The organism is Corynebacterium nasorum (assembly GCF_030229765.1).
In the GTDB taxonomy this organism is placed as follows: domain Bacteria; phylum Actinomycetota; class Actinomycetes; order Mycobacteriales; family Mycobacteriaceae; genus Corynebacterium; species Corynebacterium kefirresidentii.
In genome coordinates, this window is sequence record NZ_JASPGY010000009.1 from 32,210 (window position 1) to 48,918 (window position 16,709).

Annotated in this window: 14 protein-coding genes; 7 read left to right on the plus strand and 7 right to left on the minus strand. The window is 59.2% G+C overall.

All coding sequences use genetic code 11. From position 1 onward, the window contains the following. Positions 1-14: 14 nt before the first annotated feature. A complete protein-coding gene (locus tag QP904_RS09940; RefSeq protein WP_284835997.1) occupies positions 15-1,685 on the plus strand; it encodes a DUF885 domain-containing protein in 1,671 nt (556 codons plus the stop codon). Here the strand turns inward: QP904_RS09940 and QP904_RS09945 are convergent. After that, complete coding sequence (locus QP904_RS09945; protein ID WP_200288418.1) at positions 1,682-2,773, minus strand: AbrB family protein; 1,092 nt, start codon at positions 2,771-2,773, stop codon at positions 1,682-1,684. The genes QP904_RS09940 and QP904_RS09945 overlap by 4 nt on opposite strands. Positions 2,774-2,886: 113 nt before the next feature. Between QP904_RS09945 and QP904_RS09950 the strand changes: the two genes are divergently transcribed. Then, positions 2,887-3,657 carry a TSUP family transporter gene (locus tag QP904_RS09950; RefSeq protein WP_200288417.1) on the plus strand — a complete coding sequence of 257 codons (771 nt, stop codon included), beginning with the start codon at positions 2,887-2,889 and terminating at the stop codon, positions 3,655-3,657. Here the strand turns inward: QP904_RS09950 and QP904_RS09955 are convergent, their stop codons facing one another. Then, complete coding sequence (locus QP904_RS09955) at positions 3,658-5,925, minus strand: ATP-dependent RNA helicase (protein ID WP_284835998.1); 2,268 nt, start codon at positions 5,923-5,925, stop codon at positions 3,658-3,660. Continuing rightward, on the minus strand, positions 5,926-6,591 hold the full coding sequence (locus QP904_RS09960) for a sugar O-acetyltransferase (protein ID WP_200288415.1): 666 nt from the start codon (positions 6,589-6,591) through the stop codon (positions 5,926-5,928). A 170-nt stretch (positions 6,592-6,761) separates the two neighbouring features. Between QP904_RS09960 and QP904_RS09965 the strand changes: the two genes are divergently transcribed. Beyond that, a complete protein-coding gene (locus tag QP904_RS09965) occupies positions 6,762-7,091 on the plus strand; it encodes a hypothetical protein (RefSeq protein WP_234288138.1) in 330 nt (109 codons plus the stop codon). Positions 7,092-7,185: 94 nt separating this feature from the next. Here QP904_RS09965 and QP904_RS09970 read toward each other — a convergent pair whose 3' ends face one another. Continuing rightward, complete coding sequence (locus tag QP904_RS09970) at positions 7,186-7,896, minus strand: ASCH domain-containing protein (protein WP_284835999.1); 711 nt, start codon at positions 7,894-7,896, stop codon at positions 7,186-7,188. A 340-nt stretch (positions 7,897-8,236) separates the two neighbouring features. Further along, positions 8,237-8,704 (minus strand): MepB family protein, encoded by a 468-nt coding sequence (locus QP904_RS09975; protein WP_284836000.1) that lies wholly within the window; start codon positions 8,702-8,704, stop codon positions 8,237-8,239. A gap of 150 nt (positions 8,705-8,854) precedes the next feature. Here QP904_RS09975 and QP904_RS09980 point away from each other — a divergent pair, with 150 nt between their 5' ends. Next, positions 8,855-9,544, plus strand: a complete 690-nt coding sequence (locus tag QP904_RS09980; RefSeq protein WP_200288413.1) for an alpha-ketoglutarate-dependent dioxygenase AlkB family protein — start codon at positions 8,855-8,857, stop codon at positions 9,542-9,544. A gap of 38 nt (positions 9,545-9,582) precedes the next feature. Beyond that, positions 9,583-10,128, plus strand: a complete 546-nt coding sequence (locus QP904_RS09985) for an NADPH-dependent FMN reductase (protein WP_200288412.1) — start codon at positions 9,583-9,585, stop codon at positions 10,126-10,128. 141 nt (positions 10,129-10,269) lie between these two features. On the opposite strand, the gene QP904_RS09990 is transcribed toward QP904_RS09985, so the two are convergent. Then, positions 10,270-11,847 (minus strand): aldehyde dehydrogenase family protein, encoded by a 1,578-nt coding sequence (locus QP904_RS09990; RefSeq protein WP_200288411.1) that lies wholly within the window; start codon positions 11,845-11,847, stop codon positions 10,270-10,272. Between the two features lie 45 nt (positions 11,848-11,892). Next, the gene (locus QP904_RS09995) at positions 11,893-14,142 is read right to left on the minus strand and encodes a choline BCCT transporter BetT (RefSeq protein ID WP_284798796.1); all 2,250 of its coding nucleotides are present in this window, start codon (positions 14,140-14,142) and stop codon (positions 11,893-11,895) included. 332 nt (positions 14,143-14,474) lie between these two features. Between QP904_RS09995 and betA the strand changes: the two genes are divergently transcribed. Then, positions 14,475-16,250, plus strand: a complete 1,776-nt coding sequence (gene betA, locus QP904_RS10000) for a choline dehydrogenase (protein ID WP_259824800.1) — start codon at positions 14,475-14,477, stop codon at positions 16,248-16,250. A gap of 179 nt (positions 16,251-16,429) precedes the next feature. After that, a complete protein-coding gene (locus tag QP904_RS10005; RefSeq protein WP_200288408.1) occupies positions 16,430-16,549 on the plus strand; it encodes a chemotaxis protein in 120 nt (39 codons plus the stop codon). Positions 16,550-16,709: the final 160 nt, after the last annotated feature.

Consider the following 16,709-nt stretch of genomic DNA (forward strand, 5'->3'; position numbering starts at 1 on the left):
TAGACTTCCTCGTTATGAGTTCTGAGCAGACCGCTAAGCGCCAGCCCTCTCTACTGGACGCTTCGTGCGATAACTTCGTTCACGACCTAGCCGAGCTTTCCCCCACCGATGCCACCGCGTGGGGCATTGACGGCTACGAGGGCGAATTGCAGGATTTCTCCCCCGAATACTTCACCGCCATCGCAGACCGCACCCGCGAGATGGTGGCGGACTTGGATGCCCTGGATGACACCACCGATGAGTCCGATGATGAGGATGACTTTGATGAGGTGGACTACGTCACCGCGGCCGTCCTACGCGATCGACTTTGCCTCGATCTAGATCTGCACCACCACAGCGAGGATGTGCGCTGCCTAAATAATATCGCCTCACCGGTGCAGACCATTCGCGATACCCTGCTGCTCATGCCGCAGGATACGGACGAGGACCGCGATGCTATTCGCTCCCGCCTGTCCAAGGTGAAGACCTCCTTGGCCGGACACCGCAGCTCCTTGGAGGAAGCGGCCTCCCACGGCATGGTGGCACCACACCGCCAGATTTCAGAGGTCATTGTGCAGTGCGAGCGGCTTGCCGACGCCGACTCGATGCTCGAGTCCCTCGGCCTCGACGCCGACTCCGCTGAGGTGGAGCAGGCCAAGGAAGCCTTTGGCGAGTTCTCCGATTGGCTCTCCAATGACCTGCAGCCCCAGGCGCCTAACAAGGACGCAGTGGGCCGCGAGCGCTACGAGCGTTTTTCCAAGCTTTTTGTGGGCGATGCCGTCAACCTCGATGAGGCCTATGAATGGGGCCTTGATCAGGTGCGCACCCTGCGCGCGGAGCAGGAAAAGATAGCTCACGAGCTCTACGGTTCCGATTGCTCGGTACGCGCGGCGATGCGCAAGCTCAACCACGAGGAGCGCTATACCCTGCGCGGCACCGATGCCTTGGTGGAGTGGATGCAATCTACCGCCGATGGCGTCATTACAGAGCTCAACGGCAAAGAATTTGATATTCCGGAAGAAGTAGAAGAGATCGAGTGCTGCATCGATCCGGCCGGTACCGGCGGCATCTTCTATACCCCGCCGAGCGATGACTTCTCCCGCCCGGGCCGCATGTGGTGGTCCGTGCCAGAAGGCCAAGACACCTTCCACACCTGGCAAGAGCTGACCACCGTTCACCACGAGGGCGTGCCAGGCCACCACCTGCAGCTAGGTTCCGCGCTGGTACAGGAGGATCTCAACCTGTGGCGCCGCGCGGTGACGTGGAATTCCGGCCACGGCGAGGGTTGGGCGCTCTACGCCGAGCAGCTCATGGCCGAGCTGGGCTATATGGATGATCCGGGATTCCGCATGGGCCTGCTGGATGCGCAGCGCCTGCGAGCTGCCCGCGTGGTCGTGGACATCGGATTGCACTTGGGCAAGCAGTTGCCGGATTGCTCGACGTCCGGCATGTGGGACAAGGCGCACGTGAAGACCTTCATGCGTGAGAACACCGCTATGGATGATGCAAACCTCAATTTTGAGGTCAACCGCTACCTCGGTTGGCCGGGCCAGGCGCCGTCCTATGCTTTGGGCCAGCGCTTGTGGCAGGAGACCCGCGCCGCGGCCGAGAAGCAGGGGATGAGTGCGCGCGAGTTCCACTCCGAGGCCCTCGCCCTTGGTTCCGTGCCGATGTCCGTGCTGCGCGAGGCCGTTCTGGATAACTAGCGGCGCAGCAGTCGCTGGGCCAGGCGTAGCAGCTGTGGCAAGTAGCCCGCTACGACCAGTACCGCGATGAGGCGGGTGAGCTGGACTGCGATGACCGCGGGGCCAGCCCCGCCCTCGGCCGAGAGTGCGAGCACCGTCTCTAGCGCGCCGGGGCTGGTGGCCAGGTAGGCCTCAAAGTAGGTGATGTGCAGCCACTTGGTCAGCGGCCAAGCGGTGGCGGCGCAGATGCCGATAATGACCACGATGAAAAGAACCGTGGCGGGCAATTGCTTGGCAAAGGCCTTGAGCGCCGGCAGCGAAAGCCCCCCGCCGCAGACCCAACCAATGGACAAAAAGGCCATCACCTTAAAAGCATAGAGCGGCTCGAGCGTGTGGCCCTCCGGCAACACGAAAGAGGCTAGAACCGTCAGCAGCAAGGGGCCGAGTACCGCGGCGGCGGGGAGATGGAGGAACTTGCCTACCTTTTCTCCTATGCAGGCAATGGCAATCACTAGGGCAACTATCCACCAGGTAGTTTCGCCGTCGACCGAAAGATCCGCTCCTTCGCCGGCAGGCGTGTCCAATAAGGCGACCACGGCCGGTAGCGATACCGAGACTACTAACAGGCGCAGGTATTGGGTGAGGGCGACGTAGCGGAAGTCGGCCCCGAGTTCGTCGGCAAGCGCGGGCATGAGGGACGCACCGCCCGGCAGCATGGATAAAATGCCGGTTTCGGAGGAGACATCGTGCGGCTGTGCGCGGTGTAAGAGGTGGCCACCGATAACGCCTACCATCAGTGTGACAAAGGAGATCGTCAGGGCGGCAGGCAGGAAGCCAAGCAATTGGCTCACCGGCACAACGGTCAGCGGGATGGCAGCCATCATGCCGATAAAACCACGCGACATGCTATAAAAACTCCGATTCACGCGCAGATCTTCCCCAGTACAAAGCGCCATGGCGCCGGAGGAGAGGATCGCTGCCAAGATCCAGGCCGCAGGTACGTGCCACATGCTAAACAGCCAGCCCAATACGACCGATGCCGGAACGACAATGGACCACCGTGCCACGGTGTGGGCACTTAGCCCGGCGCCTTCCTGCTGTGCGGCCATGCGAGCCTCCTCGTTCTGCTGCGACAAAAGTATAATGCCTTCTTTTACTCCACTATGGGGAGGCCGGTAGGCGGGTTATCACCTTACATCATTCAAGATTTATGATCGGGGGCATGGAAATCGATGTGGTGCAGTGGGTAATTCTCTTCTTTGGTACCGCGGCCGCGGGGTGGGTCGATGCGGTCATCGGCGGTGGCGGATTGATCCTGATCCCGATGCTGCTGGCGGTCCTGCCGGGCCTTGCTCCGGCCGCCGCTTTGGGCACTAGCAAGCTTGCTGCGGTGACTGGCACCGGATCCGCTGCTGTGACCCTTGCGCGCAAGGTGAAGCTGGACAAGGCAGAAATGGCGCGGTTCATCCTCATCGCACTGGTCTGCTCCGGGTTGGGGGCCAGCGTGGCCTCGAGCCTCGATAAAGACGTTATGCGGCCCATCATCATCGTGCTCATGGTGGCTGTGGGTATCTTCGTTGCCTTCAAGCCAGATTTTGGCAGTAGCGATTCGGCCGGTACCCGTGGCGGTTGGCGGACCGTCGTGGTCCTGTTACTCTCCGGCATCATTTCTTTTTATGATGGCATCTTCGGTCCGGGTACCGGAATGTTTTTGATCATGGCCTTTACCTCTATTTTTGCGCAGAACTTCTTGACCTCTGCGGCCATGGCCAAGGTGGTCAATACCGCTACCAATTTCGGCGCGCTCATCGTGTTCATTATTGGCGGGCACGTGTGGTGGACGCTCGGCATCGTGCTCGGCGTAGCCAATATCGCCGGCGCACTTCTCGGTGCTCGTACCGTACTTGGCGGCGGTGCCAAATTCATCCGCTACGCGTTGCTTACCCTGGTGGTGGTCATGAGCTGCTACCTGGGCTGGCAGCAATGGGGTTAATTACATCCGATTCTTGGTGCGCGCGGTAGCAATCGCATTCCACGGGTCCTCCGGCCAGGGGTGCTTGGGGTAGCGGCCGCGCATATCGGCGCGCACGCCGGCATAAGGTCCGGACCAGAAGCTGGCGAGATCATCGGTCACCGCGAGCGGCCGGCCGGCGGGGGAGAGCAGGTGGAATTGCACGCGGTGGCCGCAGTATTCGGGGGATTCGGCTAGGCCGAAGCATTCTTGCAACTTGATATGAACCACGGGGCGATCGCCGGACCAGTCGATTATGGCATCGCGGCCGGAGGGCACCGGAAGGCGCTCAGGGGCGAGCTCGTCCAGGTGGGTGGCTTCCGGCCAGGGAAGGAGGCGTTGCAGCGCGGGGTACATGTCTAGCTTGGCGGCGGGAGTGCCCTCGGCGATGCGATGTAATTCGGGCCCGAGCCACTCGGCGGGATCCGCGGAATCGACATCGGGCCACGGATCGCCAAAGTGGGAGTGCAGGTGGCGCAGGCGGTCTTTTAACCTTTGGGCCTTCTCGCTGAAGGTAAAAAGTCCTAGGCCTTCTTCACGGATGCCGGCGGCAAGCGCCTCCTCGGCTGCGGGGCCCGTGACTTTAACCGGGGTCTCAGAAAGGGTGATGGCGCCCGCGGCCTTGACCTTCACACCGCGCACGCGGCCATCGCGCAAGAAAGCGCGGGTTTCCTCGGTGACGCCGATGGCCGCCAGGGCTGCCGATTCCTCGATGCGGGCGGCCAAGCGAATGATGGCATTGCCCGCATTGGATAGGGATACCTCCGCGATGGCGAGCCACGGCGCTCCGGCCAAGCCCGAGTTATCGAGCAGGCGCGCGCGGGTGCCGCTGGCCAGCAGATAATCCTCGCCCATGCACTTGGCCACCTGCTCGGGAAAGGCGGTGGCTACGACCTCTCCGGGATCAGCCGGGCCGAGATCCTCTACGAGACGGGCAAGCCGCTTGACCTCCCTCTGCGGTGGGCGGTGACGGGTGAGATCGGGGGTTAAGGGGGCGTCGGCAAGCGAGGCGATAATGGGCGCGGCTTGGCTGCCGTGGCGGAGCAAGGAGGCGCCGAGGCGCGGATCGGTGGGCAGGAGGGCGAGTTCTTGCGTCGCGCCAATGCGCTTGAGCGTTGCCTGCGCGGAGGCGAGGGCCTGGGCCGGCGGCGGATCGAGCAGCGGGAAATCCGGGCCCGCGCCCCAGCAGTCCAGAAACAGCGCGGCCTGGGTGAGGTCCGCGGAGAGGATCTCCGGGGTGGTGTGTGGGGAAAAGTGCTGGTAATCGTCCTGCGAATAGCAGCGAATCACGGTGCCTGGTGCCTCACGGCCGGCACGACCAGCGCGCTGATCGGCACTCGACTTTGAGGTAGAAACCGTCACCAACCCGGACATGCCGCGTTGGGCATCGCGTCGGGGAACGCGGGAAAGCCCGGCATCTACCACTACGCGCACACCCGGCACGGTCAGCGAGGACTCCGCGATAGAGGTAGCCACGACGATGCGCTGTTCCTCGGTATATAGCGCGGCGTCTTGCTCCGCGGTGGTTTGCTTGCCATGCAGGGGGAAGACATTATGGCCTGCTAAGGCATCGCACACGAGGTTGACCTCGCGCACACCGGGCACAAAGACCAGCGTTGATTCCTGCTGGCGGGCTGCTTGCTTGGCGACGTCCCCGTAAAACTCCCTCGTTCCCGCCGCCCTGCCCGGCATGGGGGCGTACTGGATGTCGAGCGGATGGGTGACTGCCTCGGTCACGTGGACGGGCGCATCCATAAGCTGGGAAAAACGCTGCGCATCCACGGTTGCAGACATGGCGATGACGCGAAAATCCTCACGCAATTCGGCTAGCTCCAGGCACATGCCTAGCACCAAATCCGTATCGAGCTGACGCTCGTGGACCTCATCGATGGCAACGGCGGCCACGCCCTCGAGTTCCGGATCCTTCAGCAGGCGGCGCAGCAGCACGCCCGGCGTGACGAACTCGACCTCGCTGCCCTTGCTGGACTCGCCCCGGATGGCGAAGCCGACCTTGTCCGGCGTGCCGTTAAGTGTGCTCAAGCGCTGCGCGGCCGCGCGCACGGCCACACGTCGCGGGGCGGTGACGATGACCTTGCCACGTCCTGCCGCATGATTGGCCAGCGCCGGAGGCACGAGTGTGGTCTTACCCGTGCCGGGCGGGGCCTGGATGACGACGTTTCCGGTGCTAGGTAGCGAATCGATGGTCTCGGCTACGGGAAGTCCCGCGCCGATGCGAGCGAGATCAAACATTTAGTTGGCGGCTCCAAAACCCTCGACAGGGCCTTTGAGATCCTGGCGCTCCCAGGCTTCCTCATTGTCTTCCAGTTTGCGCACCACGCGGCCGGGTGATCCCAGGACCAGCGAATTATCCGGGATATCGGTGGTAATAAGCGTGCCCGCGCCTAAGACGCAGTTCTTTCCAATCGTGATGCCCGGCAGCACGGTGACATGAGCACCGAGCCACGTATTATCACCAATGGTGATGGGCTTGGCTATCTCCCAGCCGCCGGCGCGCATCTCATGATCGTTTACCGGATGCCCCACCGTAATCAGGGAGCAATTGGGACCCACCATGACACCATTGCCGAGCGTTACCTGGGCCTGAGCCAAGATCGTAGCGCCGAAGTTAATGAAGACGCGCTCGCCGCATACTAGGTTGCAGCCGTACTCCAAGTTGAACGGCACGTGCAGGCCCGGCACCGCTGATTCTTCCGGCAGTATCTCGCGCAGGATGCCTTTGGCACGCTCTTGGTCCGTATTCTGTAGTTCGTTGAGCTGCTTAAGCAAGCGGAAAGTGCGCTGGTGCTCTTCCTTCGCCTCCGGCATGCTCGGCAAGAACCACTCCCCACTGGTCATCCGCTCCCATGAGCCGTAGCGTTCCAAGTCCTGCCGCACCTGTTCGTTCATGGGTGTCATTGTAGAGGGTGAGTGGTGCTTAATAAGTATCTGCGGAAATCACTTAGGTTCCGGTAAATCACAAACTCACAGGCCGCTTTTGTTGGCTCGATAAAATTTGTAGACGACATTGGCAAAGCGGTTGCTAATTCTCAGAGTTAAGGTTGAGCGTAAGTAGAAGGCCAAGCACAATGAGTGAGCATATGGAAACAGATTCAAGAAAAATCGTCGATAATATTTTGAGCGATATGGCGGAACTCAATGACTGGATCTGTATTGCTGATGCAACTGGGGCGAATGGGAAAAACTCGTTTTATGCTACGTATGACGATGTCGTTACCATCCTTAGCGCAGTCAAAAACTCCTCAGCAGTGACACTTGGAAAGCTCGGCGCAGGATTTCAAGACCTTCCGGATACTTGGTCTCCTAGGGAAATAGCGAGCGAAGTGTTTTCCTCCTCGGATCCTATCGTTGAGATGATGAACTTCTGGATAAGGGAAATAGAAGACCCCCAGCGGTAGCTCCCGCAATCTTCACCCCGCAAGAATGACGTTATCGATGAGGTGAATTCTGCACGTGGGGAGGAGGGCTATTCCACCTTTCGGTCTGAATGGATTATCGCAGTTTGAACTCGACGACGTCTACTTCATCATCGGCAGCTAATCCGGGATAGTGAGCATCTAGCGCTTCCTGAAGCTCGGTGAGAGAGCCAAAGCCGTCATTTCGAGCTTGCTTTTCCGACAATTTACTTCGCTGGATAGAGGAAACGGCCGTGACCTGTGCAGGAATGGTGACGACCTCTCCGGATTCTTTCTCGAAGACTATTTGGGCATTTCCTTCATGGAAAGGATCATCTACCCGAATTGTCTGTTGCTTTTCTCCGCTACGAATTGATTCCTCGTAGCCTTCCCACATGTAGATGCGCTGCTCTTGTTCTATATCTCGCCAGTTGAATGCGAATGGCAAGAGTTCTTCTACGGTAGGTGCTTCAAGTCCATTGCTTCCGCGCACGATGCACCGAATGGACGGATCAACATCAAAAAGCACCTGGCGGCATTTACCGCAGGGAGGAATAACTTGACCAGTAGGTCCGTATACGGCGACTACTGCTTGGATTGGGTCCTCTGGATAACTAGCAGCATGGTTAGCTAAAGCCGAGACTTCCCCGCAAGGACCACCGAGGAAGTGGTGCGCGTTCAAACCGAGTACGTGTTTGCCTGATTTGGTGAGGAGTGCTGCGGCTACAGTGTGATTTCCTCCGTCCTGAAAGCGCCGTGCGTGAGTAGTTGCTTTGGCTAGCAAATTTCGAAGTTCGTTCGTAATCACTCTTTAAGGGTAATGATTGCCGACGCGCTTCATCTAGGTGAAGACAGAGATCGGGAACATCGGGGTTTCTGGGATGCATAAAAAATTGCTGGGCTTAACAGACGTCCTCATGAATGCTATGACTACCGCTTTTGTGGGAGCGCGCGTGTGGGCAGAGAATGCAGGACGGCAGTCGGAATAAGCAATGTGCCGCAGCAATGACAGAAGCAGTCCTCTTTCTTTGCGCTTTAATAGGTGGGTGGATCCGCCGAAAACCGCGTTAGTGCGTAAGTTGAGCGTTTACCACCCTTCTGCGTACTGGGTGTGCAGATTGTGATCGATTTGCTTGTGTACACACAAATCAAAATTCTGTAAACGATGCCTGTTGCTGCTTTTGAGTCTTTAAAGCGTTGGAGTTCAGCCCCTCACTCCATGGCGGATATACTCTAAATCCTCTCTTTCCTGGGGTTGCTCCGGAGGTAATACCGAGACGTTGTAAATCTTGATTGCTAAATTGAAACACACCTCGGTGATCTCCTTGAATCACAAAGACTAGGAGACCGTCGCCGCAGGAAGAATCTTCAAAAGGCACGGATTCCCCTTCATGGTCGCGTTGCCAGAATGCTACGAAGGCTCCCGGCTTAGAAGGCGTGGTGCGTGCTGTGCGAACATGCCAGGTTTTAGCTCCCAACTTGGCTATTCCCGATTCATAATTCGCATTATCACTTGTTTCATTTATGCTGCCTTCTAAATTAAAGGCCGCCACAAATTGGTAAAAGGAATCAAACTTCATCTTCAAGGCGATATCCGCATCTTTTTCGTCCAGCATTGAAGCTTAAGGAAAGCGGCGGAGGGCAACAAATTCCCACGTTATTTGAAGTGTCCAGGGTTGGGGCCGATTTGTCTTGAAACGATTCTTACCCTTGTTGAAGGAAATTTCTGGATCGATTTATTGGGGTGCTGGGATTAGGGTGAGGTCATGCTTTTTGATTCGCTGCCGCGGCCGAGTGTGCGTGTGGCTCCGGGGGTGGGGCATGTGCCGGGATGGGTGGGCGTCGATAAGCAGAAGGCTTTGGTAGAAGAGATGCGCGGCATTGCGCGCGAGTATGCGGCTACGCCGATGGCGATGGTGCGGCCGCGGTTGAAATCCGGCGGGCAAATGAGCGTTTTTCAGCTGCATTTGGGCAGGTATTGGCATTATCCCAGCTATCGGTATGTGGACAATATGGACGGCACGCGGGTTCCGCCGGTGCCGGAGAGCCTGCGGCGGATTGCTCCGGGGGCGCTGCGCGCTGCGGCTGAGGTAGCACCTGAGCTAGAGCCGTGGGTGGAGAACTTCGTGCCGGAAATGGCGCTAGTTAATTACTATCCGCCGGGCTCGGCCATGGGCATGCACGTGGATGATTCGGAGGAGTCACCCGCCCCGGTGATTTCGCTATCCATTGGGGATGAGGCGCTTTTCCGCATGGGCCATACCGAATCGCGCACGCGGCCGTGGGATGATATCACGCTGTGTTCTGGGGATTTGGTGGTCTTTGGTGGGCCAAAGCGCTTTGCCTACCACGGCGTGGTGCGCGTTAATGATGGAACGTTGCCGCAGGGGTGCGGGCTGAGTGAAGGACGTATCAACATCACTATCAGACAAGTATCTGCACGGGCGGTAAGCTAGGGATGTTACATAAAGCTTGAAGGAAAGAAGGTTCTCTTATGTCTCGTATCGGCATCATCATCGGCACTACCCGCGATAACTCGGCCGGCAAGGTAGTAGGTGAGTGGATTTATGATCTTGCCCAGGGGCGCCAGGATGGGGTGGAGTATACCCTGCTGGACCTCAAGGAGTTTGATGTTCCACTGCTGACCACTGACGTCATTCCTGCCACCGCCAATAAGCAGTATGCGGATGAAAAGGTGCAGGCGTGGTCTGATGCAGTGGATGCCTGCGATGGTTTCGTATTTGTTACCCCGGAGTACAACCGCTCCGTGCCGGGTCCATTCAAGAATGCCTTCGACTGCTTGGCTGGGGAGTGGACCGGTAAGCCGGTTGCGTTCGCCGGTTACGGTCCAGCGGGCGCAATCCGCGGCGTGGAAGCATGGCGCACCGTCGTGGTCAACTTCTCCATGCCGCAGCTGCGCAATCAGCTCGACTTCGGTTTCTTTACTGACTGGATCGAAGGCGAATTCCGCCCTGTAGATGCCAAGGTGGAACGCACCAATTCCTTGCTGGCCGAGCTGGAAGATGCCGTTTCCGCATAATCAGTTCGCACAGCGGCCACGTTCTGGCCCCGCAATAGGCGAACGAGAACGATAACGTGGCCGCATGTTGGCCTCATTTAAAAATCCAGCCCCCGCTGCTCACGAAGAGCGCGGGGGCTGAATGCTATGTGGCCGGTTTAGTTACTGCAGGCCAAACTGATCCCACGCGGCAGGGGAGAGGTTCTGGTACACGTGCTTGTGTTCCTGGTACTCGGCCAAGCCGGTGGGGCCAAGCTCGCGGCCGTTGCCGGACTGCTTGAAGCCGCCCCACTCTGCCTGCGGCAGGTAGGGGTGGAAGTCGTTGATCCAGATGGTGCCGTGGCGAAGGGCGCGGGCGACGCGCTCGGCGCGGCCGGCGTCGGAAGTGTAGACGGCGCCTGCCAGGCCGTACTCGGTGTCGTTGGCGATCTCGATGGCCTCCTCCTCAGTGGTGAAGGTCTCGATGGTCACGGTAGGGCCGAAGGCCTCGTCATGGACACAGTCCATCTCGCGGGTAGCTCCATCAATGATGGTCGGCAGGTAGTACACACCAGCGCCTAGGTCGGTGGTGCCGGTGCCGTGCTGGCCATTGGAGTCCTCGCTGGTAGCGGCGCGGCCGCCGGTGAGGATCTTGGCTCCCTGTTCGTGGGCCTTGTCCACGTAGGCGGCGACCTTCTCGCGGTGCTCGGCGGAGATGAGCGGGCCGGTCTCTGCCTTGTCATCGGTCGGGCCGCCGATCTTGATCTTATTGGCGCGCTCCACCAGGGCGTCGACGAACTTATCGTGCAGGGACTCTTCCACGACGATGCGGGAGCCTGCGGAGCAGACCTGGCCGGAGTGGAAGAAGGCGCCATTGAGGGCGTTGTCCACGGCAACGTCGAAGTCGGCATCGGCGAAGATGACGTTCGGGTTCTTGCCGCCGAGCTCGAGCGCAGTGCGCTTGACGGTCTCCGCCGCATTCTTGGCGATGATCTTGCCGGTGACCAGGCCACCGGTAAAGGAGACCATGTCTACATCTGGGTGCTGGGAGAGCGGGTTGCCGCAGTTAGCGCCAGCGCCGGTGATGAGGTTGCCTACGCCGTCCGGCAGGCCGCACTCCTTGAGGGCGGCCATGAGCAGCATCGCGGTGTGTGGGGTGAGCTCCGCCTGTTTGAGGACGAAGGTATTGCCGGCGGCCAGGGCCGGGCCGACCTTCCAGGAGACCTGCAGCAGCGGGTAGTTCCACGGAGTAATCAGGCCGCAGACGCCGACGGGCTCGGCATCGATGCGGGAGCGCAGGTTGGGATCCTGCGGGTCGACTACGCGACCGGCCTGGTGCTGGGCCAGGGTGCCGAAGTACTCGAAGGCGTTGGCGATATCATCCATATCGCCCAAAGACTCCTCATAGCGCTTGCCGGTATCAGCGGACTCGGCCTGAGCGAAAAGCTCCTTGTGTTCACGGATGAAATCGGCAACGCGGATAACGAGCTTGCCGCGCTCGGCGGACGGGGTATTGGCCCACTCGCCGTTATCGAAGGTTTCACGGGCAACCTTGATGGCGCGCTCGGTGTCCTCGTCGGATGCCTCGGAGACTAGACCGACGGTGGAACCATCGGCCGGGCAGATGATGGTGCGGGTTTCGCCGCTCTGGGCGGCTTCCCACTTACCGTTGATGAACAGGGACTTCGGGGCGCCATCGGCATGCACGCCCTTCAGCAGCTCGGTCTGGGTGGGGTCGAACAAAGTGTTCTGGGTGCTCAAGTGAAAAGCAACCTTTCTCTCATAGAGGTAGTTGTAGTGGCCAGCTTAGCTATCTTCGCGCCAGGTGCGCTCGGGCTCGGCGCCATCGGAGACGTCGGAGTCACCCGGCTGGGTCTGCTGCATGTAAAGGAAGGCCAAGTGGCGCTCATAAAGATCCAGCACGTTATTGATGATTTGGTTCTCGGAATAGCCGTAGACGTCATAGCCCAGCGAACCGGTCATATCGTAGACCTCGAGGCGGTAGTACTCGTCGCCCTCGCCCGCGCTGAAATCGGGGCGCTCGGCCGCGACTGGGAAGAGCTGGTAGCGGAACATGCGCTCATTGTGCAGCTTTACTTCTAGGTCGAGCTGGGGCAATTCGACGTCGGGAAGCTCGCTGGTGAGCAAGATGGCGTCGTAGCCGCGGGTACGCATGTGAGTAGCAACCTGCTCCAAGGCGTAGGTGGCGGTATCGCGCAGGTAGGTATCCATCTCCTGCTTGGAGGGGAAGGTATTGGCGCGGTCGAGGCGGTTCTTCCACAGGTTGGAATCCGAAGGATCGCGCTCAGTACGGGAGGAAATCACACCATGCATAGCGGTGGTGCGGGCCTCGCGTTGCACGTTTTCTAGGCGCAGGGACTTCCACAGGGAGAACATGATGAGGTAGACCACGAAGGCGAAGGGCAGGCCCATTACGACGGTGGCGGACTGCACGGTGGCGATGCCATCGATCTGAAGCAGTGCCAGGGTCAGCGCGCCTACGGTCACGGACCAGAAGATGCGCAGCCAGCGTGCGCCATCCTGGCGGTTATCGGTGATGCGAGAGGTGAAGTTGGACATCACCAGCGCGCCGGAGTCGGCCGAGGTGATATAGAGCAGTAGGCCAATAAAGGTGGTCAAGAAGATGACGATGCCAGAGCCTGGGAACTCGTGCAGCATGTCGTAGAAGCCTTGCTCTGGCACGTTAATAGCGTTCTCGGCGAATTCGGGGTAGTCACCGGAGCGGACCATGTCCAAGGCAGTGTTACCAAAGAAGGACATCCACATCAGGATGAACAGGAATGGGAAGGTCAGGGTGCCGAAGATGAACTGGCGCAGGGTGCGGCCGCGGGAGATGCGGGCCAGGAAGAGGCCGACGAAGGTCGCCCAGGCGATCCACCATGCCCAGAAGAAGAGGGTCCAGGACTGCATCCAGGTATCTACGTTGGCTTGGTCTTCGGCAAAGGCGAAGGTCTCCATGGTCCAAGATGGGAATTTTGCGACGTAGTCACCGATATTGGTCACGATGGCATCGAAGAGGTAGGCGGTCTTGCCAAAGACCACGACGTAGACCATCAGCGCGATGGCCAAATAGACGTTCAGCTCGGAGAGGAAGCGAATGCCCTTATCGACGCCGGATACGGCCGACAGCGTGGCAATGGCCACCGCAATAATGATGAGGGCGGACTGCAGGCCAAGGCCCTGCTCGATGCCGAAGATGAGGTGGAAGCCATAGGACAGCTGCACCACGCCGATGCCCAGGGAGGCGGTCACACCGAAGACGGTGCCCAGCATCGCCGCGATGTCCACCGCGGAGCCGATAGGGCCGTGAACGCGCTTGCCGATGAGCGGGTAGAGCGCGGAGCGGATAGCCAGCGGCATGTTCAGGCGGTAGGCAAAGTAGCCAAAGGCCATGCCCATAAGTGCATAAAGCGCCCAGCCGGTGAGGCCATAGTGGAACATGGCATAGACCACGGCTTCCTTGGCGGCCTCCATGGTTTCGCCGTCACCGACCGGTGGCTGCATGTACATGGTGACCGGCTCGGCCACGGCGAAGAACATGAGGTCCACGCCGATGCCAGCGGCAAAGAGCATGGACGCCCAGGAGAAGGTATTAAATTTCGGCCGCGAGTGGTCCGGTCCTAGGCGGATATTGCCGGCATTGGAAAAGGCAATATAGAGCACGAAGACCACGGCGATGGTGGCGGTGAGAACGTAGAACCAGCCAAGGTTGTGGCCGATCCAGCCGGTCACACTGGCGAGGGTTTCTGCCGCGGAATCGCGGCCGAGCCCGGCATAGAGCGCCATGGCAATAATGAGGACGCCAGAGATGATAAATACCGGCCAGTTTGTCTTGGGAGCAGGGACCTGATCCGCGCCTACGGCATCGCCGGTTTCGGCCTTGTAGCTGCCGACGAGGGCGCGGACTTGGTAGCGCGGGCTGCGCTTCTTGGGCTCTCCAGAGGGGGTTGCGAGAGAGGTGTTTTTACCCCCTTCTTGGGGGTCTTTATGTGAAGTGAGAGACTCCTCAGGATTGTGAGGATCAAAGTTAGCCATCTACTTCTCCTATTGCTGGTTGTTTTGGGCCGAATCTTTCGCACGAGTGCCCCAAAATGCTCACAAGATCGCAGGGAGAGATAGGTGAGTGAAATGAATCATATTCGGGCGAACTATGCGCAAAGACTGCGGATTTCATCTCCAGAGAAATCCATCCGGACAAGGTAAATATACATTAAGATGGGCAAACTTCTAGCGGGATGTGTACTCTGGAGGCGGTGCCCGCACATAAGGCGATGTGAATAATTACAGACTTTTGTATAAATTACAATATTTTCACTTCCGGTGGGCAATCTTGACGTGTGAAATATTTCACAGAAAGAAGGGGATTTATGGGTTTTATGGACAAGCTGACCAAGAAGCGTTCCGCTAAAAAGGTCACCGATGAAGTAAGCGACGTAGTCGTCGTTGGCGGTGGCTCCGCAGGCTCCGTCATCGCCGCACGCCTGACCGAAGACAAGAACACCCGCGTGCTGGTCCTTGAGGCTGGCCGCCCAGATTCCCTGTGGGATCTGTTCATCCACATGCCATCCGGCTTCTCTTTCCCAATCGGCGCAAAGAACTATGACTGGATGTATGAGTCCGATCCGGAGCCAGAGATGAACGGCCGCCGTGTCTACCATGCTCGCGGCAAGGTCCTTGGCGGATCTTCCTCCATCAACGGCATGATCTACCAGCGCGGTAACCCGATGGACTACGAGAAGTGGGGCCAGAACCCGGGCATGGAGAACTGGGACTTCGCCCACTGCCTGCCGTACTTCAACCGCATGGAAACAGCCGCTGCGGCTGAGCCGAATGACCCGCGCCGTGGCCACGATGGTCCGCTGTACCTCTCCCGCGGTCCGGCTACCTCCGAGCTCTTCCAGGCCCTGTTCAAGTCTGTGCAGGAAGCCGGCTACAACCTGACCAATGACGTCAATGGTTACCGCCAGGAAGGCTTCGCTCCGTTCGATCGCAATATTAAGAACGGCAAGCGTTGGTCCGCTGCCCGCGCCTACCTCTACCCCAATATGGATCGCGAGAACCTCGAGATCCGCACCCGTGCTTTCACCACCAAGATCCTCTTCGAGGGCCAGAAGGCCGTCGGCGTCGAGTACGAGTGGCAGGGCGGCGTTCACCGCGTCTATGCCGAGAAGATCGTGCTGTCCGCCGGTGCCATTAACACCCCGCAGCTGTTGGAGATCTCCGGCATTGGTGACCGCGAGATTCTGGAGAAGCACGGCATCGACGTCGTCAAGCACCTGCCAGGTGTGGGCGAGAACCTGCAGGACCACCTCGAGGTCTACATCCAGTATGAGACCACCAAGTCCACCGCGTCCTCCCAGCCTTACCTGGATAAGTGGCGCTGGCCGTTCATGGGTCTGCAGTGGCTGCTGACCCACAAGGGCCCGGTTGCTACCTCCCACTTTGAGGGCGGCGGCTTTGTGCGCTCCAATGAGAACGAGGACTACCCGAACCTCATGTTCCACTTCCTGCCGATGGCTGTGCGTTATGACGGCCAGAAGGCGGACGTCAAGCACGGCTTCCAGTGGCACGTCGGCCCGATGTTCTCCGACACCAAGGGCCACGTTCATATCAAGAGCGCCGATATCCACGACAAGCCGTCCATCCTCTTCAACTACCTGAAGACCGACCAGGACCGCCGCGAGTGGGTGGAGGCCGTACGCGTTGCCCGCTCCCTGCTGGATACCAAGGCCATGGAAGAGGTAGGTGCCCGCGAGTTCAGCCCGGGCCCGGATGTCCAGACCGACGAGGAAATCCTGGAGTGGGTCCGCAACGATGGCGAGACCGCGCTGCACCCATCCTGTACCGCCAAGATGGGCGCGGAGTCCGATCCTATGGCCGTGGTTAACCCGGACACCATGGGTGTATGGGGCGTTGAGGGCCTCTACATTGCGGATGCCTCCGTCTTCCCATCCGTGACCAACGGCAATATCTACTCCCCAACCATGATGGTGGGCGAGAAGGCCGCCGACCTCATCGCCGGCCGCACCCCGCTGGAGCCAAACTACGCCGAGTGGTACAAGGCTAAGCACGATATGCCGCTCTACGCTGAGGGCGAAGCAGTCCGCGATCACAAGCACTCCATCCAGGGCGCTGACCACTAAGCAACCTCCTACCGGATTGCTCTAGCGCCGCGTTTCCCTTCCTTGGGGCGCGGCGCTTTTGCTTGCCGACGTCCCCGTGTTCCCACCGTCTCCCTAACGTCTAGGTAAGAGCCATGGTTTAATACCCTGGCAAGCGATTGCCCCAGTGAATCGAAGCGTCAGAGAAAAGGAGCCTGTGGATGCTAATTCTTATCGCGATGGTCATTGCTGCCTTGGCCGTTATTAAAAAACTCGACGACATAGATAAGCACCTAAAGGAGCTGCTCTCGTCGCGCGAAGATGGCGAAACACCGCGTTAATCGTGCGGGTGGCTAAGGAGATGGTGGACGAATTTCGAATTAACCAACTGCAAAAGGCCTATACCGACCGTGAAATGGAATTCTCCTGCGATGTAGCTTGAAGGGCTATGGCTTCGTAGACCAAAGTGGTTTCCAAGCAGCAGTTCCAGTACTTCGTATG